Raw genomic sequence first — 19,602 nt, 5'->3', positions numbered from 1 at the left:
CCGGACCCCCATCCCCTCCTTTTCCCAAACTTTTTGGGTCGCTTCGCGGGGTAGGAGACGGACGGTCAGGCCGTTATGCGGGGCTTTTCAATAGGTAAAGGGTGAGGTTTTGAATCAACGCGCTCGCACGGCTTCGAGCGAAGCGAGCGATAAAAAGTTTTGAAGGGGAGTCCAGAGGGGAAACTTTCTCAAAAGTTTCCCCTCTGGCCGCCGGAGGCATTCATCGGAGGCTAATCAATGAGAGAGATTCAAGGAAAGGATGTCATCGAGGCCGTGGCCGGGATGTGCGTGCGGGGCAACACGGAGTTGCCCGCCGACGTGCGCAGCAAGCTGGAGCGGGCCATGGCCGGGGAGGATTCCCCGTCGGCCGTGGAGGTCCTGCGCCAGTTGCTGGAGAATGCCGACCTGGCCCATGACACCAAATTGCCGCTGTGCCAGGACTGCGGCCTGGCCGTGCTGTTCGTGGAGGTCGGCGACGACTGCAGGGTGGTCGGCGGCAATCTGCGCGATCTGATCAACGATGGCGTGCGCAAGGGATATGCGGAAGGGTATCTGCGCAAGTCCGCGTGCGATCCGCTGACCCGGGCCAACACCGGCGACGGCACCCCGGCGATCATCCATTTCGACCTGGTTCCGGGCGACAAGCTCAAGATCGCCTACATGGCCAAGGGCGGCGGGGCCGAGAACATGTCCCGCGTGACCATGCTCGCCCCGGCCCAGGGTTGGGAGGGCATCAAGAAGTTCGTGGTCGAGCGGGTGGCCGAGGCCGGACCGAATCCGTGCCCGCCGACCATCATCGGCGTGGGCATCGGCGGGACCTTCGAGCACGCGGCCAAGATCGCCAAGCGCGGCCTGCTGCGCAAGCTGGACGACGTCCACCCCGACCCCAAGGTCGCGGCCATGGAAAAGGAACTGGAAGAGGACCTCAACGCGCTGGGCATCGGCCCCATGGGGCTGGGCGGCAAGACCACCGTGCTCGGCGTGAAGATCACCCTGGAACCGTGCCACCTGGCCAGCCTGCCGTTGGCGGTCAATGTCCAGTGTCATTCCCAACGCCATGAGGAGGTCGAACTGTAATGGCCGAATACAAGCTGAACACGCCGTTGAGGGACGAGGACATCGAGCGGCTCGAGGCCGGGGACGTGGTGTTCCTGACCGGGATCATCTATTCCGCGCGCGACGCGGCCCACAAGAAGCTGGTGGAATTGCTGGACGCGGGCAAGGCGCTGCCGTTCAAGCTGGAAGGCTCGGCCATCTACTACGTGGGTCCGAGCCCGGCCCCTCCGGGCCGCCCCATCGGCTCGGCCGGGCCGACCACTTCCTACCGCATGGACACCTACGCCCCGAGGCTGCACTCGCTGGGCATGAAGGCGTCCATCGGCAAGGGCAAGCGTTCGGGCGAGGTTAAGGCGGCCATGCGGGAATACAAGGGCGTCTACTTCGGGGCCACGGGCGGCGCGGGTGCGCTGCTGTCCAACTCCATCGTGGAATCCGCGGTCATCGCCTTCGAGGAACTGGGGCCCGAGGCGGTGCGTGAAATGAAAGTCAAGGATTTCCCGCTGCTGGTCATCAACGACTGCCACGGAGGGGAATTATACGTCAAACCGAGGCTTGACACTGCCGATTAATTGATTCACGAAAGGGGCGGGGCGCAGGGCGTCCCGCCCCGATATGCACACTGCGTCGGGGGGCTTAAGTCCAGGATATCAGAGGTTTATCATGGAACATGCATACTTTGAAAACGTGGAAAGCCACGAAGAGGCCAAAAAGAACGAGAACATCTACACTCCGTATCCCGGTGCGGACGAAAAGTATGATGACGGTTCCGACTGGCGTCTCTACAATCCCGACAAATATCGCGACCCTAACTGGTCTCCGGATAAGGAATAACGCAAAAGGGGCCCCACGGCCCCTTTCTCTATTGTTCCGTATCCGTACGGTTTAGTTGACTCTCTTCTCGCCTCCCACTGCGGAACCGGCTTCCTCGCCTAGTCGGCGAACATCTTGTCGAAACGGCTCAGGCCCTGCGGGCCCGTGGCCTTGATCTCCTGTAGCGCCTTGTTGAGCCGACGGATCAGCCGATCGTCGGTGTCGCGGCTGAAGGCGAAGTACAGGGGCTCCTCGTCGAAGGTGAAGTAGACGGCGAAGTCGTCCGGGCGCAGCCCCATGCCCGCCAGTTGGCAGGCAGCTCCGAGTTCGGTGGACGCAAACAGGTCCGCCTCGCCGCTGTCGAGTCGGCGCAGGGCCTGGACGTGGCTCGGACTGCGCAACAGCCTCTCCTCCTCCATGCCGCCAGCCAGCAGGGTCTTTTCCGGCCTGCTCCAGCGCACGGTGGCGATGCTGTAATCCTTGAGCTGTTCCCTGGTGGGGATGAAGAGCTTGTCCCGTTTGCGGCCGATGAGCACGATCTTGGCGGTGGCTACCGGACCGACCCATTTGTACAGGTGTTCGGTCCGGATATTGCGCTGGGCATTGAGCAGGATGCGCTGCGTCTGCCGGGCCGCGCTCTCGTAGCCGTAGGCCCAGGGCGTCAGCCTGATCTCGCGGTCGCTGATCGGGGTGTCGCACATGTTCATGATGGTGGTCAGGGTGGATACCGCCATGCCCTTGACGGTCAGGCCGTCGCTGACGCAGTAGGGCGGGTAGGGCGCGCCCATGGCGATGAAATCCCCGGCCCCCGCGCGCGGCGCGGCGCCCAGGCCCAGGATGAGGAATATCGCGGTGGTCAGTATGCGTTTCATGGTATCCTTGCGACCGGCTTTTCTTAGCAAATCCCCCTTGCGGAAGCAATATTCATTCCATGGCGGCGCGCGGCATGGGGCGGCTCGCGCGTCTTTTTGGCGCTTCGGGCTTGACTCTTTTCCGGTAATAGTTATTTTTAATGTGCAATGGCCGCCATCCACGGACGGAGCGTTTCCCGGCCGGACGGATGACGGCAGGACCTCATGGTACATGCATATTCTCCTCTTCTTGCCCCCTGAGGACCGGATTGATCCCCGGTCCTCTTTTTTGGGCCGAAAACCCGGACCTTCTCTTCTCTCATGCTCTTGCAAGGGAATGGCTTTCGGAGTATCCCAAAGGGCTTGAAGGAGAAAAACATGTCCCAACATTTCGCCCGGAGGATGAGCACGGTTCACCGCTCGTTCATCCGGGAAATTCTGAAAGTCACGGCCGATCCGGAAATCATTTCCTTTGCGGGCGGTTTGCCCAACCCCGAACTCTTCCCTGTCGCCGCCATGGATGCGGCCGCCCACGAGGTCTTCCAGGACATCGGGGCCGGCGCCCTGCAGTACTCGACCACCGAGGGTGACGCGGGGTTGCGGGCCATCATCGCCGAGCGGTACAGGAAGCGCGGCCTGACCGTGGACCCGGACACCATCCTGGTGACCACCGGCTCCCAGCAGATTCTCGACATTTGCGCCAAGGTTTTCATGGATCGTGACAGCAAGGTGGTCATCGAGCGGCCCGGCTATCTCGGGGCCATCCAGGCCTTTTCCCTGTTCGAGCCCGAATTCGTGACCATCTGTCTGGAGGATGACGGGCCGAATCTCGAGGAGCTCGAGGCGGCGTTCAAGGCCGGAGCCGACTGTTTTTACGCGGTGCCGAACTTCCAGAACCCGTCGGGCGTGAGCTACTCGCTGGAAAAGCGCAAGGCCGTGGCGGCCCTGGCCGACCGGTACGACGCGCTCTTTGTCGAGGACGACCCCTACGGCGAACTGCGTTTCCTGGGCGAGGACCTGCCGAGCGTCTTCTCCTTCAGCGAGAAGAAGGGGCTCTTGTGCGGTTCGTTCTCCAAGATCGCCGCGCCGGGCTTCCGCCTGGGCTGGGTGGTCGCCCCCAGGAAGGACGTCTACGACAAGCTGGTCATCGCCAAGCAGGCGGCTGATCTGCATACCTCCACCGTGACCCAGACGATCATGCGCCGCTACATGGAGACCAACGACATCGAGTCCCACGTGGCGCTCATCAAGGAACGGTACGGCCGCCAACGCGAGTGCATGGTCGAGATGATCGGCCGCTATTTCCCGGAAGGGGTGGACATCACACGGCCCGAGGGCGGCATGTTCCTGTGGGCGACCATGCCCGAGGGGTGTTCGAGCATGGAACTGCTCGACATGGCCATCAAGGACAAGGTGGCCTTCGTGCCCGGCAGGCCGTTCTTCGTGGACGGTTCCGGCGATAACACCATGCGCCTGAACTTCTCCAATTCGGACGAGGCCCGGATCGAGGAGGGCATCAAGCGCCTCGGCAAGTCCATCGCATCGTTCCTGAAGTAACGCCGGGGGCGCGAGGGACGCCCACGGCTCAAGATACCAAGGATGAGTTTATGTCTCAGCACATCGTAGTCATCGGCGGCGTGGCGCTCGGGCCCAAGGCCGCCTGCCGTTTCAAGAGGTTGGAGCCCGAATCCAAGGTAACCATGATCGACCAGTCGTCCATGATCTCTTACGGCGGCTGCGGCATCCCTTATTACGTCTCGGGCGACGTTTCGGACGCGTCCGAGCTGTGCACCACCAGTTTCCACATGCTCCGCGATCCCAAGTTCTTCAAGGAGGTCAAGGGGGTGGACGTCCGCATCCTAACCAAGGCCACGCGGATCGACCGCGATAACAAGCGTGTGGAAGTGGAGAACGTCCAGACCGGCGGGAAGGAGTCCATCTCCTACGACAAGCTGGTCATCGCCACCGGCGCGTCCCCGCGCAAACTGGGGCTGCCCGGCGAGGACCTGAAGGGCGTCAACTACGTGGCCAACCCCGGCGACGCCACGCGCATCCGCGAGGCCATCTCCAAGGGCGAGGTGGGCAGCGCGGTGATCATCGGCGCGGGTTTCATCGGCCTGGAAATGGCCGAGGCGTTCGCCGACATGTGGGGCGTGGAGACCTCGGTGGTGGAGATCACCGATCAGATCATGCCCCGTCTGGTCAGCCCGACCCTGGCCACCATGGGCCGCAAGCACATGGAGGAGAACGGGGTCACCTTTTATTTCGGCGAGACCGTCAAGGCCATCGAGGGCGAGGACGGCGTGGTCAAGCGGGTGATCACCAGCGAGCGCGTGCTCGACGCGGACGCGGTGATCATTTCGGCGGGCGTGGTTCCCAACTCGGACATCGCCAAGGAGGCCGGGCTGGCCGTGCACGAGCGCGGCGGGGTGTATGTGGACGAGTTCATGCGCACCAACGACCCGGACATCTATGCGGGCGGCGACTGCTGCATCGTTCCGAACCTGGTCACCGGCAAGGACGCCTTCCTGCCGTTGGGGTCCATGGCCAACCGCCAGGGCCGCATCATCGGCACCAACCTGGCGGGCGGGGCGGCCAAGTTCGACGGCGTGGTCGGCTCGTTCGTGGTCAAACTGTTCGAGACCTCCATGGCGGGCACGGGCTTGAGCCTGGATTCGGCCAAGGCCGCCGGGTTCGACGCCATGTCCGTGCTGCTCATCCAGCTGGACCGGGCGCATTTCTATCCGACCAAGGAGCTGATGACGCTCGAAATGGTCGTGGACAAGCCCACCCGCCGGGTGCTCGGCGTGCAGGGCTTCGGCTCCTCGGGCGATGCCATGGTGGGCCGCATCAACGCGGTGGCCGCCATCCTCAAATCGTCCCCGACCATCGACGACGTGTCCAACATGGAGCTGGCCTATTCCCCGCCGTTCGCCGCGGCCATGGACATCCTCAACACCCTGGCCAACCTGGCGGACAACGCGCTCGCCGGCATCAACCGGGGCGTGGGACCGGCCGGGTTCAAGGAGTTGTGGGACAACCGCGACAAGGACGCCTGCTTCTTCCTGGACTGCCGGGAAAAGGGCGACGCCGATCCGTTTGTGGAACGCAATCCGGAGTTCTGGCACAATGTCCCGCAGGGCGAGATCTACAACCGTCTGGACGAGATTCCCAAGGACCGGCCCGTAGTGCTGATCTGCAATACCGGGGCGCGGTCCTATGAGGCGCAGATCATGCTCGACGAGAAGGGCTACAAGGACGTGACCAACGTTCACGGCGGCATGGCGGCCATCAAGAAGTACGGCATCGATCTCTAGGTCGGATACACGCCACAAACGCCGGAGGCGGCATGCGGTTCCTGATCGTCGATGACGACGAGAGCATACACCTCTTTATGCAGGTCATCCTGGCCCCTTATGGAGAGTGCGCCACGGCTTCCACCGGCGAGCGCGCGGTGGAGATGTTCGCCCGTGCGCGGGACGAGGGACGTCCCTTCGACGTGGTCCTGATGGACATCCTCATGCCCGGCATGGACGGGCACCAGGCGGCGGAACTCATGCGCGCGCGGGAGATGGAGGACGGCGTGGCCGAGGCCGACAGCTTCAAGCTGGCCATGATCACCTGCGTGGTGGACGACACCAGCGTGGACAAGGCGTTCTTCAACACCCGAGCGTGCATCTACATAGTCAAGCCCTTGGACCGGCACAAGGTGGTCAGCGAGCTCAGGGAGCACTTCATCATCTAGCCCGTCGCTATAATGCAAACAAAAACGGCGCACTCCAAAAAGTGCGCCGTTTTTTTATTTCCCAACAGTGAACCGACGCAAGCACCCTGCGGAGCGGCACTAAAAAGTTTAGGAAAATAGGGGGATGGGGGTCCGGGGGAAGGGGGAGAAAGAACCTTTTCAAAGGGTTTTCTCCCCTTCCCCGGCCGCCGGAGGCCGCTTATACCCGGCCTTCCTCGACGCCGTGGCAGGCGACCACGGTGCCGTTCTCAAGGGTGCGCTGCTTGGGGATTTCCCGGGTGCAGCGCTCGTTGGCGTGCGGACACCGGCCGTGGAAGACGCAGCCGGTGGGCAGGTTGATGGGGGTGGGCACGTCGCCGGACAGCTTGACGTGTCCCCCGGCCTGGCCGCCGAGCCTCGGGATGGCGGACAGCAGGGCCTGGGTGTAGGGATGCTTCGGGCTGGTGAACAGCTCCTTGGCCGTGGCCAGCTCGCAGACGCAGCCGAGATACATGACCAGTACGCGGCTGGAGATGTGCTCGACCACGCTCAGGTCGTGGCTGATGAACAGGTAGGTCAGTCCGCGCTGCTCCTGGGCATCCATGAGCAGGTTGAGGATCTGGGCCTGGATGGACACGTCCAGGGCGGCGATGGGCTCGTCGGCCGCGATGAATTCCGGGTCGAGGACCAGGGCTCGGGCGATGGAGATGCGCTGGCGCTGGCCGCCGGAGAACTCGTGCGGGAAGTTGGTGGCCCAGACCGGGTCCACGCCCACCTGGCGCATGACCTCGGCCACGCGGTCGCGGACCTCGTCGCGGTTCATGTCCGGGTTGTGGAAGCGGACCGGCTCCTCCAGTATCTGGCGCACGGTCATGCGCGGATTGAGCGAGGCGTACGGGTCCTGGAAGACCATCTGCATCTTTGTCCGGTAGGGGAGCATCCTGGCCGAGCTGAGGTTGTCAATGCGCGCCCCCCGGTAGTGGATTTCGCCCTTGTTGGGCCGGTACAGCCCCATGACCGTGCGGGCCAGGGTGGACTTGCCGCAGCCGGATTCGCCGACCACGCTCAGGGTCTCGCCCGGCTGCACGTCCAGGGAGACGCTGTTGACCGCCTTGACCACGGTTTTCCTGCGGCTGATCTTGCCGCCGGTGAGCCGGATCTGGTCGATGACCGAGCCGGAGATGTCGAAGTGTTTGTCGATGTCCCTGACTTCGAGGATGGCACTCATGGTTATTCGCCTCCTTCGGACATGAAACAGGCGACCTGCGTCCCGTTCTCGAGTTCATGGAGTTTGGGGATTTCCGTCTTGCAGCGCTCGGTGCGGATGGTGCAGCGCGGCTCGAAGGGACAGCCCTTGGGCATGTTCAGCAGCGAGGGCATCATGCCGGGAATCTGGTTGAGCCGCCGCTCGCCGCCCGCCATCTGCGGCAGGGCCTGGATGAGCCCCTTGGTGTAGGGGTGCTGCGGGTCGCTGATGAGGCGGTCGGCCGGGCCGAGTTCGACCACCTTGCCCGCGTAGAGCACGGCGATGCGCTGGGTGACCTCGGAGACCACGGCCAGGTCGTGGGTGATCAGGATCAGCCCCATGTTCTCCTTTTCGCAGAGCTCCAGGAGCAGGTCCATGATCTCGGCCTGGATGGTCACGTCGAGGGCGGTGGTCGGTTCGTCCGCGATGATCAGCTTGGGGTTGGTCAACAGCGAGATGGCGATGACGATGCGCTGGCGCATGCCGCCCGAGAACTCGTGCGGGTATTGCTTGAGCCGTTTTTCCGGGGACGGGATGTAGACCTTGCGCAGCTTGTCCAGGCAGATGGCCTCGGCTTCCTTGTCCGAGACCTTCATGTGGGCCAGGATGGTCTCCTTCATCTGGGTGCCGATGGTCAGCACCGGGTTGAGCGTCATCATCGGATCCTGGAAGATCATGGAGATGTCGTTGCCCCGGATGTGGCGCATCTGGTCGGCCTTGAGCTTGGTCAGGTCCCGGCCGTCGAAGAGTATCTGGCCGCCGGTGATCCTGCCGGGCTTGGAGATGAGGTTGATGAGCGAGAAGCCGAGCACGGATTTGCCCGCGCCGGACTCGCCGACAATGCCGAGGCGTTCGCCCTTGTTGATGACCAGGCTGACGTCGCGCACGGCCCGGACGGTGCCGGAGCGCAGGGCGAAGTCCACGCGCAGGTTCTGGATGTCTATGAGTTTTTCCACGCCTTACCCCTTGTAGAGTTTGGGGTTGAGGAAGTCCCGGACCCAGTCGCCCAGGAGATTGATGACCAGGATCAAGGTGACCAGCAGGATGCCGGGGAAGATGGTGATCCACCAGGAGCCGGAGAAGATGTACTCGAAACCGGCGGTGATCAGGGATCCCAGCGAGGGCTTGGTCACGGGCATGCCCAGCCCCAGGAAGGACAGGGCCGCCTCGCTCATGATGGCGTTGGCCACCTGGACCGTGGAGATGACCAGGACCGGGGAGAGGGTGTTGGGCAGGATGTGCCGCCACATGATCCGGGTCTTGGACAGGCCGATGACCCGGGCCGCCTCCACGTATTCCTTCTTGCGTTCGGCCAGCACCGAGGCGCGCACGGTACGGGCGTACTGTGGCCATTCGGCCAGGCCGATGATGACGATGATCAGCGGCACGGCCACCTCGTCGTACCCGGCCACGCCGAAGGCGGCCTGGACAATGGCGCCGATGAAGATGGCCACCATGTAGGTTGAGAACGACAGCTGGACGTCGGCTATGCGCATGAGGATGTTGTCCAGCCGCTTGATGTATCCGGAGAGCAGACCGACCACGATGCCGAGGAAGGCCTGGAGACAGACCGCGCCGATGCCGATGATGATGGACACGCGCATGCCGTAGAGCATGGTCGAAAGCATGTCGCGGCCCTGGGCGTCGGTGCCGAGCAGGAAGTCCGCGTTGCCGCCGTGTTCCCAGGCGGGCGGGAGCTGCGCGTTCATGATGTCGATGGTCTTGGTGTTGTACGGATCGTGCGGGGCGACGACCGGCGCGGCGAAGGCGGTGAAGAACAGCAGGGCCAGGATGGCGAAGCAGGTCACGGCCATGGGATCGCGCAGGAAGCTGTAGAGCATGTAGGATTCTTTGAAGCGTTGCCAGCGGGTTCTCATGCTACTGCCTCCCTGCCACGCGGACCGTGGGGTTGACCAGGCCGTAGATGATGTCCACCAGCGTGTTCACAAGCACGAACACGATGCCCACGAAGACCAGGTAGGCGACCATGAGCGAGGTGTCGGAACGCTCCACGGACTCGATGAACATGGAGCCCATGCCCTGCCACTGGAACACGGTCTCGGTCAGGATGGTGAAGGCCACCATGATGCCGAGCTGCACGCCGCCCACGGTGATGACCGGGAGCAGGGTGTTCTTGAAGGCGTGGACCAGCCAGACGCGCCAGGGTTTGATGCCCTTGGCCCAGGCGAATTTGACGTATTCGCTCTCGAGGACTTCCATCATCTCGGAGCGGATGAGCCGGATGAACAGCGGGAGCATGATGGAGGACAGGGCGATGGACGGCATGATCAGGTGCTTGAGGCCGTCCGCCGTGAGCAGGCCGCTGTCCCACCAGCCGAACAGGAGCACGGTCTGGCCCCGGCCGTAGGACGGCAGCCAGTGCAGTTCCACGGAAAAAATGTAGATCAGCAGAATGGCCGTCAGGAAGACGGGCATGGACACTCCGACGATGGACCCGCCCATGACGATCTTCGAGAAGAGGCTCTTGGGCCGGATGGCCGAGTAGATGCCGAGCGGAACGGACAGGACCACGATGATCAGCGCGGCGCAGAAGACCAGTTCCAGGGTGGCCGGGGCCTTTTTGACGATGACCTCGGTGGCCGGTTTTTTGAAGAAGTAGCTCTGGCCCAGGTTGCCGTGCAGGGCGTCGCGCAAAAAACGCACGTACTGTACCGGGAAGGGGTCGTTGAGGCCGAGGCGTTCGCGGATCTGCGCCCGCTCAGCCGCCGTGACCCGCTGGCCCACCAGGTCGCGGACCGGGTCGCCGAAATTGTGCTTGATGGCGAATCCGATGAAGCTGATGATCAGCATGACGATCACGGCTTGCAGGACTCGTTTTACGGTGAATGCAAACATGTTGACTCATTGACGTTTATGTTTTCCGGCCACGGGATTGTGTGCCGGGGTGGGGGATGGACCGCAACGTTGTCGGCCACGAGGCCGCAGTGTGTATGAAAGGGGAACCCTGGCTGAGCCGGGGTTCCCCTTTATTGTTATTTTACGGTTAATGCAAGCCGACTGGCGCTACTTGATGACCAGATCGCCGAAGTACGGGAAGTTCATGACGTTCACGATGTCTTCGGTGTTCATGTTGGACTTGGAGGCCCAGGACAGGTTCTGCCAGTGCAGCGGGATGAAGCCCGCTTCGTCGTACTGGATCTGCTCGGCTTCCTGCAGGTCGGCGGCGCGCTTGGCCGGGTCGGTCTCGGTCTGGGCGGCCAGGGTCAGTTCGTCCACCTTGGCGTTGCAGTAGTTGCCGGAGTTGTACTGGCCGTAGCCGGTCTCGGCGTTGCGGCACATGGACAGGAACTCGAAGAAGTTGCCGGAGTCCTCGGTGTCGGAGTGCCAGCCGATCATCTGGATGTCGGCCACCTGGGCGTCGAACTGATCCCAGTACTGGGCCTTGGGCATGGTCTTGAGCGAGATCTTGATGCCGAGCTTGGACATCATGGAGACGAAGGCCTCGGCGATCTTCTCGTCGTTCACGTAGCGGTTGTTGGGGGCGATCATGGTCGCTTCGAAACCGTTGGGGAAGCCGGACTCGGCCATCAGGGACTTGGCCTTGTCGAGGTCGAAGCGGGGCACCAGGGAATCGACGTGGCCGACGTAGCCCTTGGGCGACATCTGGCCGGCCGCGGTGGCGAAGCCGTTCATGATCTTCTCGACCACGCCCTGGTTGTCATAGGCGTAGGCCATGGCCAGGCGGACCTTGGGGTCGGCGAAGGCCGGGTTGCGCTTGCCGTTCAGCTGGAAGGTGATGATGCGCGAGCCGGACATGGTCACGAGCTGCAGGCCGTCGGTGGATTTGATGCGGTCCAGGTCCTGCGGGGGCACGGGCATGACGAAGTCCACGTCGCCGGACATGAGCGCGGCGGTGCGGGTGGCGTCATTCTTGATCGGGGAGAGGACGATCTCCTCGATGTTGCCGGTGTCCTTGTCCCAGTAGTCCTTGAAGCGGGTGAAAACGGTCTTCACGCCCTGCTCTCGGCTGGTGACCACGAAGGGACCGGTGCCGGACTCGTTCTCGTTGGCAAAGGAGTAGTCGGTCTTGAGGATGAGGTCCTTGGCCTTGCCCTTGTCGTCGGTGCCGGTGTAGAACTGGCTGTCCATGGGGAAGACGTAGGTGGCCATGTTCAGCACCAGGCCGTAGGGCTTCTTGGTGACCAGATCCACGGTGTAGTCATCCACGGCCACGGCGCCGGAGAAGGGCTCGAAGAGGCCCTTGAAGTCGTCCGACTTCTTCAGGCGGTCCAGGGTGAAGACCACGTCCTTGGCGGTGAAGTCGTTGCCGGAATGGAACTTGACGCCCTTGCGCAGGTGGAAGCGCATGGTCAGATCGTCGACGCGCTCCCAACTCTCGGCCAGGCGGGGAACGAAATTCATGTCCTTGTCGTAGCGGACCAGCGGATCGAAGACCATGTGGGAAAACTGTAGCATGCCGCCGGACAGCTGGACTTGGGGATCGAGGGATACCGGGTCGGCATCCATGGCGAGCTTGAGGGTGATTTTCTCAGGGGCAGCGGGGGCGGCTTTCTCGGCTGCCTCTTTCTTCTCCTCGCCGCTGCAGCCGACCAGCATGAGGGCGGCGACCAGCAGAGAGAGAACGAGCAGGGAGAATTTGCCGGCGGTTTTGAACGTCGACACTTTCATAGGTTGTTCCTCCGTAAATTAATTCGATTGCGCCAGCACGGCGCGTTCCATACCTTTGCTTGCGCTCCTTGAGGCGCAGTCCGAAAAACCGCCTCCCGCAGGGGTTGCGCGCAACCCCCGGGACGGCGTAGTTTCAGCGGACGAAAACGAAACATTCATACACGCTTCGTCAGGCTTTAACAATAGCGTAATGAATTTGACGACGAACTCGTGGAGGCGAATCTTGTTCAAAAAAGTTTGTTTTTTTGCCCTGTGCCCGTTTTTTGTTCTGGTTTTGAGTGCATGCTCCGGTACTTCTTCAGTCGACGGCGGGTTGTCGCCTGTTGAAACGATTGTTTTAGATGACGAGTACAACGCCGCCCTGAGCGTGGACAAGGATCAGGTCTTCGCCCTGGACATGCTCCGCCCGGCGGCCAAGGGATACCGCATCACCGGAGCGGCCTTTGACCCGGCGATGCTGCGCATGGAACGGTATCTGGAATATGACGACGGCGAGCCCAGGGCGCGCTATCTTTTCACGGCCCTACAGGAGGGCGTGTCGGACGTGCTCATCAGGATGGTTCCCGTGGCCGGAGGCGATGTGACCACCTATCGGCAGGTCACCGTGACCGTCGGCTCGGGCGGCGGCTGGTTCGGCTAGGCGTCCCCGCCGGGCTCCGGGGCGAAACGCTGTTCGGTCTTGGTCAGGCGGAAGTCGAGCAGCCCGGCGTCCTCCATGACCGTGGCGCACAGGGCCAGCGGGCTCATGTATTCCTCCCGCCAGTCCATGACCAGGGTCAAGCCGTCTCCGGCCTCGGCGGCCTCGCGGACCATGGGCCGCAGATCCACCTGCCTGGGCTTGCCCTTCTTGGTCTTCTTCTCGATGAAATGGTGTTCCGAGGCCATGAACGCCCTCCACTGCTCCAGGCGCCGCCCGTTGTCGCGGACAAAGCGCAGCTCATAGACCTCTTCCACGGCCTGGGCCTGCTTGCGGCCCATGGACAGCCGCTGCGCGCTCCGGACGACGAGTCCCTTGGGCATGTTCCGTCCGAGGCGTTCAACCACCTCGTCCGGCCCGAAGTCCTCGCGCAGGAACACGTTGATCCACTCGCTCAGGCTCTCCACGCCCACAGGCAGCGCCTTGCCGAAGGACAGCCTCGGCATGGGATGGAATCCGGCGGAAAAGGCCATGGGCAGCCGCGCCCGGCGGAAGGCCCGCTCGAACACGGCCTGCAGCTCCAGTTGGCTGAGGAAGGCGGCCGGGCCGGTCTTCTCATACCACACCCGGTAGTGGGCGGCCTTGCCGGTCAGGTCCGGCTTTTCCACGGTATAGGGCGGCTGTTCGCCCTCCTGGTCCCGCTGCGGAAATACCAGTCTGGGCCGGATGTCCTTGTCTCCGGCCTGACCCGTCAGGGTCGAGACCCGGCCGTCGAACTGGCAGACGCCGCAGTTGCGGCACGCCCCGTAGCGGCAGTCGTCGGTGATCTTTCCGGCCAGGGAGCGTTCGCGTTCCTTGAGCAGGAACCGCTTGGTCAGGCCGCTGGACAGATGGTCCCAGGGCAGGGGGCCTTCCGGGTCGCGCGGACCGGTGTATTCGTTCCAGTCGAGTCCGGCCTCGTCCATGGCCTCGCGGTAGGGCGCAAGGCGCAGGTGGTCCTTCCAGCTGGAAAAGAGCGCGCCCTTGGCGTAGGCCCGCTCGACCACTTCGGCCAACCGGCGGTCGCCGCGCGAGAAAACCCCTTCCAGGGAGGTCATCTCGGGCTCGTGGTACTTGATGGAAATGCGCTTGTGCGGCCTGAAGATATTCCGCAGATGGTCGATGCGCCGGTAAATCTCGTCCAGCGGAATCTGTGGCTCCCACTGGAACGGGGTGTGCGGCTTGGGCACGAAGGGCGAGACCGCGGCCGAGACCTGCAGCCTCTTGATATGTCTTCCGGCCGCGTCGCGCACCTTGAGGCAGAGGTCCAGGATGGCGTCCAGGTCCTCGTCCGTTTCGGTGGGCAGGCCGATCATGAAATAGAGCTTCACTCCCTGCCAGCCGTTGTCGAAGAGCAGCCGGACGTGCTCGATGAGACCGGCCTCGTCCACGCCCTTGTTGATCACGTCCCGCAGCCGTTGGCTGCCCGCTTCCGGGGCGATGGTCGCGCCCGTGCGCCGGATTGACGAGATGCGCTCCATGATCGGCGCGGACAGGGAACCGACCCTCAGGGACGGCAGGGAGATGGAAATCTGTTCGGCAGCGCATTTGTCGAAGCTGCGGGTGAAGAGCGAGTCCAGGCCCGAAAAGTCGCCGGTGGACAGCGACAGCATGGAGGTCTCCTCGTACCCGGTCTCGTCCAGGCCGTTGGTCAGGATGGCGTCCAGGCCGTTGAGGGAGCGCTCGCGCACCGGGCGGTAGATCATGCCCGCCTGGCAGAACCGGCAGCCGCGCGTGCAGCCCCGGGCGATCTCCATGGTCAGCCGGTCGTGGATGGCCCCGAAGGGGATGACCTGGCCCGTGGGGAACGGGGCGCGGTTCAAATCGTCCACCACGGCCTTTTCCACGGTCTCGTATCCTTCCTTGAGCGGTTTCAGCGGCTTGCCCGGCCCCTGGTCCTCGAACAAAGACGGCACGTACAGGCCCGGAATTCCGGTCAGGGAATCCAGCAGTTCCGCCTTGGACAGCCCGCCTTCCTTGGCCCGTTCCACGGCGGCCAGGAGCGCAACCATGGCCTCCTCGCCGTCGCCCAGGACCATGGCGTCGAAGAACGCGGCCACGGGCTCGGCGTTGAAGGCCGCGCCGCCGCCCGCCACGATGAGCGGGCAGGGCTCCTTCCGGTCCGCGCTGCGCAGCGGGATGCCCGCCAGGTCCAGCATGTACAGGATGTTGGTGTAGCACAGCTCGTGGGTCAGGCTGAAGCCTACCACATCCATGTCCTTGAGCGGGGTATCGGACTCCAGGGTGGCCAGGGGCGCGTCGTGCTCGCGCAGGATAGCCCCGGCCTCCTCGTCAGGCGTGAAGACCCGCTCGGCCCAGAAATTCGGCTGCGCGTTCAGGGCCTCGGACAATATTTTCTGGCCGAGATAGGACATGCCCACCTCGTACATGTCGGGGAAAGCCAGGGCACACCGCACGGTCACGGTGGACGGGTCCTTGAACACGGCGCCCCATTCGCTGCCGATGTAGCGCGAGGGACGGGGGAGAATGGGCAGCAGTTCTTTCATGATCTCGAATGGTTCGGTGAACGGAAAAAACGGGGTTGGCTCCATGAACCAGCCCCGTCCGAAATAACAGGTTTCGCGTGGGTCGGCTAGCTGAGATCCAGGCCGCCGCCAGCGCCGCCGCCCATGCCGGACAGGTCGAGCCCGCCGCTGGACAGGGAGATGTTGGTCTTGGCTTCGATATATTTGGTCTTCAGCTCTTCCGGGCAGTTCTTGTATTCGAACAGCACGTGGCTCTGGGCGATCTTGCCCTGCATTTCCTGGTCAAAGGGATATCCGTAGGGCAGCAGGACCATCTGGGTGCCCTGCTGGGTGGGCATGGCCTGCAGGATGGCGGGTTCCTCAATGTCGCTGCCGACATAGTTGCCGACAACCATCTCGCCGCTGACCAGTTTGACCAGCCTGATATCATAACTCATGGTGCTCTCCTTGAAAGTTGTGGTGCGTCCTTAAGTAGGTATCCCCCTTGACGCTGTCAAGGAAAGCCTCCGGCGGCCGGGGAAGGGGAGAGGGAAATCCTTTGAGAAAAGGGTTTCCCTCTCCCCTTCCCCGGCCGCCCATCCCCTCTCCCTTCCAAAACTTTTTTGTATGCGCATGCGCGCGTGTGGGAAGTGGAGGGAAGGCGCGCCTTGGACCGTGATTTGTGCGGACGTGGTTATGCGGGAGAAAAGAGGCACGGCAGATCGCGTCCGCACGGCCCCCGCGAAGCGGCGACAAAAAGTTCTGGAGATGCTTAAGAACCTCTTTCAAGAGGTTCTTAAGCGGGGTCCGGGGCAGCGCCCCGGCCGCCGGAGGCATCCCAAACAACGCAGGACGGCGCCGAGACACCTCGGCGCCGTCCTTTATGGGGAGTGGGATGTGTGGGCTTATGCCTGTTCGGGGCCGTGGAGCAGGGTCATGACCTCCATGGTGTCGTGCGGCAGGGCCGTTTCGCCCTTGGCGGCGTATTCCATCTTGGACACGGTGTAGATGGCGATGAAGGACAGGATCATGACGAACCCGCCGGGGTTGTTGTACTGCAGGAAGTGCGGCAGCATGCCCTTGCCCAGAATCATGAAGAACGAGCCGACGATGCCGGTGACCAGTCCGGCGCACGCCCCGCCCTTGGTCATCCTGGGCCACCACACGCCCATGACCAGGACCGGGAAGAAGGTGGACGCGGCGATGGCGAAGGCCAGTCCCACGAGGATGGCGATCTGCATGGACTCGGCCCAGAAGCCCAGCGGGATGCCGAGCAGCCCCACGGCGATGGAGGCCACGCGGGCGACCTTGACGCGGGAGCGTTCGGGCATGTTCGGGTTGAAGACATTGACCACCAAGTCGTGGCCGATGGCCCCGGCCGAGGCGATGATCAGCCCGGCCACGGTGGACAGGATGGCGGCGAAGGCACCGGCCACCACGATGCCGAGCAGGACCTGTCCGCCGAAGTAGGAGCCCGCCACGGGCACGGCCAGGTTCTTGCCGTTGTCGGCCAGCCACTGCATCAGGTGCGGGGACACGCCCATGGCCTCGCCCTGCAGGAAGACGTAGCGGATGACGTGGCCCACGTAGGGGCTCAGGATGTAGAACATGCCGATGAGGAAAAGCACGTAGATGACGGTCCTGCGGGCGGCCTTGCCGTCCGGGGCGGTGTAGAAGCGGACCAGGATGTGCGGCAGCCCGGCGGTACCGAACATGAGCGCGAGGAGCAGGGACAGGGTGTCCTTGAGGCTGGTCAGCCAGTATGCCGGGCTGGTGTAGGCGGCCCCGTCGAACTCCTTGCCGGTGATGGGCGTGCTGCCCTTGAATTCGGCCAGGAACTTGACCACGTCGGTGTAGGTCAATCCCTTGAGCATGAAGGGGATGAAGGCCAGCAGGAACATGGCCCCGAACAGGATCCAGAACTGGACCAGCTGGTTGACGGTGGTGGCCTTCATGCCGCCCACGGTGACGTAGAAGGTGATGATGCAGGCGATGATGATGATGGACGTGGAATAGTCCAGGTTGAGCAAGAGCCCCATGACCTTGCCCGCGCCGAGCATCTGCGGGGCCATGTAGAAGAGCGAGATGAAGAGCACGCCGATCACGCCGAGGATGCGCGCGGTCTTGGAGTGGAAGCGCTCGGACACGAAGTCGGGCACGGTGTAGCGGCCGAATTTGCGCAGGGGGCTGGCCAGGAAGAGGAGCAGGGCGATGTAGCCCACGAAGAAGCCAAGGGCGTAGATGATCCCGTCGAAGCCGAACAGGAAGGCCACGCCGGCCACGCCCAGGAACGAGGCGGCGGACAGGTAGTCCGAGGAGATGGCCGAGGCGTTGATGAAGGAATTGACCTTGCGTCCGGCCAGATAATAGTCGGCGGATGTTTTCTGGCTGCGGAACATGAAGGTGGTGACCACGGTAAAGGCCAGCATGGCCCCGATGAGCAGCAGGGCCGTGACCGGTATCTGATATCCGAGTTCCATGACTACGCTCCTTCCCGGGCTTCCATGGTGTTCATGGTGTCCATGGGTTCCGGGGTTTCGATGGTTTCGGCGATCTCGTCCTCTATCTCGTTGGCCTTGCCCACGTACCAGATGAACAGCGCCCAGGTGATCGGGTAGATGGCGACGGCCACCAGCCAGTAGTGCAGGGGGAATCCGAGGATGCTGGTCCCGGTTACCCATTCGCCTGCCAGGTAGACGAGCAGGAAGACGCCGATGACGAAGGCGAAATAGGGAATGCCCACGCCGAGCGCGATGCCGAGTTGCCGTTTGCGAATCCTTTCGATCTGGTCCATTTTTTACCCCCGATACGGTTGAAAGTTTGCCGTTGGAGCCCTTTTACAGTAGGGAAAACAAAGGAAGCATCCGTTTTCAGGTAAGCGGTCGAAGCCGGGCGGTCGTGGGCTCGGCCAATGATGGCCCGGCGGCGAACGGGCGGTTTTCCCCGGTCAACGGTCAGTCTTTCGGCCATGGAGCGTGCGTTTGGATATGGAATTGAATGGCGAGCGGCCCGTGAACGGTATTGGAGGCGTCCCGGACGGCCTTTTGGACGAATTGCGGGTCATGGCCCGCGAGGGCAAGCTGGCGGGCATCCGCCGCATCCGGCTCGACCTGGTCCAGGAGTGGCTTGACCAGGGGGCGTCGGCCGAGCGGGCGTGCAAGCGGCTGACCCGGTTCAACCGCGACGTGGTCGTGGCCGTGCTCGAGGCCCATGCCGCCCAGTATCCATGGCTGGCGCAGTGCACCTTCATGGAGTTCGGTTCCGGCGGGCGGGAGGAGATGGTCCCGGGTTCGGACCAGGACAACGGGCTGCTCATCCCGGTCAGGGTGGACGAGGACGAAGTGGACGACTGCACCCAATCCATCGTCATCGCCCTGGATGGCGCGGGGCTCTCCCTGTGCGACGGCGGGGTCATGGTCAGCAACGCGGAGTGGCGGGGGGATTTCGACGCCTGGCTCGCCCGGCTGACCGGCTGGCTGTCCAACCCGGCGGAAAAGGGGCCGTGGCAGTCCGGGCTGATCCTGGATTTCCGGGCCGTGTACGGTGCCGGGGACGAGGTCAGGCGTCTGCGCGAGCGGCTGTGGGAGTACGTGCGCACCAAGCCCATCGCCCTGTCCCTGCTGGTCCGGGAACTGACCGACTACCGGCTGCCCCTGACCTTGTTCGGGGCGTTCGTCACCGAGCGCGAGGGGGTGTGGCACGGCTTTTTGAACATCAAGTCGTCGGTCCTGGCCCATCTGACCAACAGCGCGCGCATCCTGGCCCTCAAGCACGGGGTGCGGCCGCACAACACCTGTGAGCGGGTCCGCGCCCTGGGCGAGGCCGGGCACATCGCCAAACATCACGTCCGCTCCCTGCTCGACGGCTGGGAATACCTGCAGCGCAAACGGCTCGACATCGGCCTGGAATGCGACCGCATCGGTCTGCCGCCGCACAACTACGTCAACCCGGCGGCTCTGGACCGGGGCGAGCGGCTCCGGCTCAAGGCGGCCATCCAGGCGGTGGAGAAGCTGGTCCGGCTGGTCCAGGCCGGTTCCGGTCTGTGATTCGGCTCTTTTTTTGCAATAATCCGGCGGTCCGGCGGTTTTTCGACGGTCCGTTCATCCATTTATAAGGATTTT

Annotated in this window: 18 protein-coding genes; 8 read left to right on the top strand and 10 right to left on the bottom strand. The window is 63.3% G+C overall.

Features of this window, described 5'->3' with window-relative positions:
* Positions 1 to 237: 237 nt before the first annotated feature.
* The 3 genes from BerOc1_RS01685 to BerOc1_RS18980 all read left to right on the top strand — a co-directional run bounded on the left by BerOc1_RS01685 (position 238) and on the right by BerOc1_RS18980 (position 1,890).
* Entirely contained in the window at positions 238 to 1,077 is an 840-nt protein-coding gene (locus tag BerOc1_RS01685) for a fumarate hydratase (protein WP_071543993.1), read from the top strand.
* Positions 1,077 to 1,628, top strand: coding sequence for a Fe-S-containing hydro-lyase (locus BerOc1_RS01680; RefSeq protein ID WP_071543992.1), 552 nt, complete (start codon positions 1,077 to 1,079; stop codon positions 1,626 to 1,628). Before BerOc1_RS01685 ends, BerOc1_RS01680 begins: the two co-directional genes overlap by 1 nt.
* A 91-nt stretch (positions 1,629 to 1,719) precedes the next feature.
* Complete coding sequence (locus BerOc1_RS18980) at positions 1,720 to 1,890, top strand: hypothetical protein (RefSeq protein WP_165610763.1); 171 nt, start codon at positions 1,720 to 1,722, stop codon at positions 1,888 to 1,890.
* A 98-nt stretch (positions 1,891 to 1,988) separates the two neighbouring features.
* Here BerOc1_RS18980 and BerOc1_RS01675 read toward each other — a convergent pair whose 3' ends face one another.
* Complete coding sequence (locus BerOc1_RS01675; protein ID WP_071543991.1) at positions 1,989 to 2,741, bottom strand: substrate-binding periplasmic protein; 753 nt, start codon at positions 2,739 to 2,741, stop codon at positions 1,989 to 1,991.
* Positions 2,742 to 3,098: 357 nt separating this feature from the next.
* Here BerOc1_RS01675 and BerOc1_RS01670 point away from each other — a divergent pair, with 357 nt between their 5' ends.
* The 3 genes from BerOc1_RS01670 to BerOc1_RS01660 are packed head-to-tail and all read left to right on the top strand — an operon-like array spanning position 3,099 to position 6,465.
* Positions 3,099 to 4,277: an aminotransferase-like domain-containing protein gene (locus BerOc1_RS01670; protein ID WP_071543990.1), complete on the top strand. Its 1,179-nt coding sequence runs from the start codon at positions 3,099 to 3,101 to the stop codon at positions 4,275 to 4,277.
* Positions 4,278 to 4,327: 50 nt separating this feature from the next.
* Positions 4,328 to 6,037, top strand: a complete 1,710-nt coding sequence (locus BerOc1_RS01665; RefSeq protein WP_071543989.1) for an FAD-dependent oxidoreductase — start codon at positions 4,328 to 4,330, stop codon at positions 6,035 to 6,037.
* A 32-nt stretch (positions 6,038 to 6,069) separates the two neighbouring features.
* On the top strand, positions 6,070 to 6,465 hold the full coding sequence (locus BerOc1_RS01660) for a response regulator (RefSeq protein ID WP_071543988.1): 396 nt from the start codon (positions 6,070 to 6,072) through the stop codon (positions 6,463 to 6,465).
* Positions 6,466 to 6,664: 199 nt separating this feature from the next.
* Here the strand turns inward: BerOc1_RS01660 and BerOc1_RS01655 are convergent, their stop codons facing one another.
* The 5 genes from BerOc1_RS01655 to BerOc1_RS01635 all read right to left on the bottom strand — a co-directional run bounded on the left by BerOc1_RS01655 (position 6,665) and on the right by BerOc1_RS01635 (position 12,340).
* Entirely contained in the window at positions 6,665 to 7,672 is a 1,008-nt protein-coding gene (locus BerOc1_RS01655) for an ABC transporter ATP-binding protein (RefSeq protein ID WP_071543987.1), read from the bottom strand.
* Between the two features lie 2 nt (positions 7,673 to 7,674).
* Positions 7,675 to 8,646, bottom strand: coding sequence for an ABC transporter ATP-binding protein (locus tag BerOc1_RS01650; protein WP_071543986.1), 972 nt, complete (start codon positions 8,644 to 8,646; stop codon positions 7,675 to 7,677).
* Between the two features lie 3 nt (positions 8,647 to 8,649).
* A complete protein-coding gene (locus BerOc1_RS01645) occupies positions 8,650 to 9,567 on the bottom strand; it encodes an ABC transporter permease (RefSeq protein ID WP_071543985.1) in 918 nt (305 codons plus the stop codon).
* Position 9,568: 1 nt separating this feature from the next.
* Positions 9,569 to 10,546: an ABC transporter permease gene (locus BerOc1_RS01640; protein ID WP_071543984.1), complete on the bottom strand. Its 978-nt coding sequence runs from the start codon at positions 10,544 to 10,546 to the stop codon at positions 9,569 to 9,571.
* A 168-nt stretch (positions 10,547 to 10,714) separates the two neighbouring features.
* Positions 10,715 to 12,340 carry an ABC transporter substrate-binding protein gene (locus BerOc1_RS01635; protein ID WP_071543983.1) on the bottom strand — a complete coding sequence of 542 codons (1,626 nt, stop codon included), beginning with the start codon at positions 12,338 to 12,340 and terminating at the stop codon, positions 10,715 to 10,717.
* A 313-nt stretch (positions 12,341 to 12,653) separates the two neighbouring features.
* On the opposite strand from BerOc1_RS01635, the gene BerOc1_RS01630 reads away from it, so the two are divergent.
* Positions 12,654 to 12,980, top strand: a complete 327-nt coding sequence (locus tag BerOc1_RS01630) for a hypothetical protein (protein WP_129586462.1) — start codon at positions 12,654 to 12,656, stop codon at positions 12,978 to 12,980.
* Here BerOc1_RS01630 and BerOc1_RS01625 read toward each other — a convergent pair.
* From BerOc1_RS01625 to BerOc1_RS01610, 4 genes are all read right to left on the bottom strand, one after another.
* Positions 12,977 to 15,523 carry a TIGR03960 family B12-binding radical SAM protein gene (locus BerOc1_RS01625; protein WP_071544486.1) on the bottom strand — a complete coding sequence of 849 codons (2,547 nt, stop codon included), beginning with the start codon at positions 15,521 to 15,523 and terminating at the stop codon, positions 12,977 to 12,979. The two genes, BerOc1_RS01630 and BerOc1_RS01625, sit on opposite strands and share 4 nt — an antisense overlap.
* 86 nt (positions 15,524 to 15,609) lie before the next feature.
* Positions 15,610 to 15,939, bottom strand: a complete 330-nt coding sequence (locus BerOc1_RS01620; protein ID WP_071543981.1) for a hypothetical protein — start codon at positions 15,937 to 15,939, stop codon at positions 15,610 to 15,612.
* Positions 15,940 to 16,386: 447 nt separating this feature from the next.
* Complete coding sequence (locus BerOc1_RS01615) at positions 16,387 to 17,961, bottom strand: sodium/solute symporter (protein ID WP_071543980.1); 1,575 nt, start codon at positions 17,959 to 17,961, stop codon at positions 16,387 to 16,389.
* A gap of 2 nt (positions 17,962 to 17,963) precedes the next feature.
* Entirely contained in the window at positions 17,964 to 18,275 is a 312-nt protein-coding gene (locus BerOc1_RS01610) for a DUF485 domain-containing protein (protein ID WP_071543979.1), read from the bottom strand.
* A gap of 193 nt (positions 18,276 to 18,468) precedes the next feature.
* On the opposite strand from BerOc1_RS01610, the gene BerOc1_RS01605 reads away from it, so the two are divergent.
* Positions 18,469 to 19,527 carry a putative nucleotidyltransferase substrate binding domain-containing protein gene (locus BerOc1_RS01605; RefSeq protein ID WP_071543978.1) on the top strand — a complete coding sequence of 353 codons (1,059 nt, stop codon included), beginning with the start codon at positions 18,469 to 18,471 and terminating at the stop codon, positions 19,525 to 19,527.
* Positions 19,528 to 19,602: the final 75 nt, after the last annotated feature.

The organism is Pseudodesulfovibrio hydrargyri, assembly GCF_001874525.1.
Lineage (GTDB): Bacteria > Desulfobacterota > Desulfovibrionia > Desulfovibrionales > Desulfovibrionaceae > Pseudodesulfovibrio > Pseudodesulfovibrio hydrargyri.
This window is presented reverse-complemented; position numbering and strand designations above follow the sequence as displayed.

What these genes read in the sequence shown, in the direction of transcription:
- BerOc1_RS01685 (WP_071543993.1), top strand. Translation starts at nt 238, where the DNA reads ATGAGAGAGATTCAAGGAAAGGATGTCATCGAGGCCGTGGCCGGGATG.
- BerOc1_RS01680 (WP_071543992.1), top strand. Translation starts at nt 1,077, where the DNA reads ATGGCCGAATACAAGCTGAACACGCCGTTGAGGGACGAGGACATCGAG.
- BerOc1_RS18980 (WP_165610763.1), top strand. Translation starts at nt 1,720, where the DNA reads ATGGAACATGCATACTTTGAAAACGTGGAAAGCCACGAAGAGGCCAAA.
- BerOc1_RS01675 (WP_071543991.1), bottom strand. Translation starts at nt 2,741, where the DNA reads ATGAAACGCATACTGACCACCGCGATATTCCTCATCCTGGGCCTGGGC.
- BerOc1_RS01670 (WP_071543990.1), top strand. Translation starts at nt 3,099, where the DNA reads ATGTCCCAACATTTCGCCCGGAGGATGAGCACGGTTCACCGCTCGTTC.
- BerOc1_RS01665 (WP_071543989.1), top strand. Translation starts at nt 4,328, where the DNA reads ATGTCTCAGCACATCGTAGTCATCGGCGGCGTGGCGCTCGGGCCCAAG.
- BerOc1_RS01660 (WP_071543988.1), top strand. Translation starts at nt 6,070, where the DNA reads ATGCGGTTCCTGATCGTCGATGACGACGAGAGCATACACCTCTTTATG.
- BerOc1_RS01655 (WP_071543987.1), bottom strand. Translation starts at nt 7,672, where the DNA reads ATGAGTGCCATCCTCGAAGTCAGGGACATCGACAAACACTTCGACATC.
- BerOc1_RS01645 (WP_071543985.1), bottom strand. Translation starts at nt 9,567, where the DNA reads ATGAGAACCCGCTGGCAACGCTTCAAAGAATCCTACATGCTCTACAGC.
- BerOc1_RS01640 (WP_071543984.1), bottom strand. Translation starts at nt 10,546, where the DNA reads ATGTTTGCATTCACCGTAAAACGAGTCCTGCAAGCCGTGATCGTCATG.
- BerOc1_RS01635 (WP_071543983.1), bottom strand. Translation starts at nt 12,340, where the DNA reads ATGAAAGTGTCGACGTTCAAAACCGCCGGCAAATTCTCCCTGCTCGTT.
- BerOc1_RS01625 (WP_071544486.1), bottom strand. Translation starts at nt 15,523, where the DNA reads ATGAAAGAACTGCTGCCCATTCTCCCCCGTCCCTCGCGCTACATCGGC.
- BerOc1_RS01620 (WP_071543981.1), bottom strand. Translation starts at nt 15,939, where the DNA reads ATGAGTTATGATATCAGGCTGGTCAAACTGGTCAGCGGCGAGATGGTT.
- BerOc1_RS01615 (WP_071543980.1), bottom strand. Translation starts at nt 17,961, where the DNA reads ATGGAACTCGGATATCAGATACCGGTCACGGCCCTGCTGCTCATCGGG.
- BerOc1_RS01610 (WP_071543979.1), bottom strand. Translation starts at nt 18,275, where the DNA reads ATGGACCAGATCGAAAGGATTCGCAAACGGCAACTCGGCATCGCGCTC.
- BerOc1_RS01605 (WP_071543978.1), top strand. Translation starts at nt 18,469, where the DNA reads ATGGAATTGAATGGCGAGCGGCCCGTGAACGGTATTGGAGGCGTCCCG.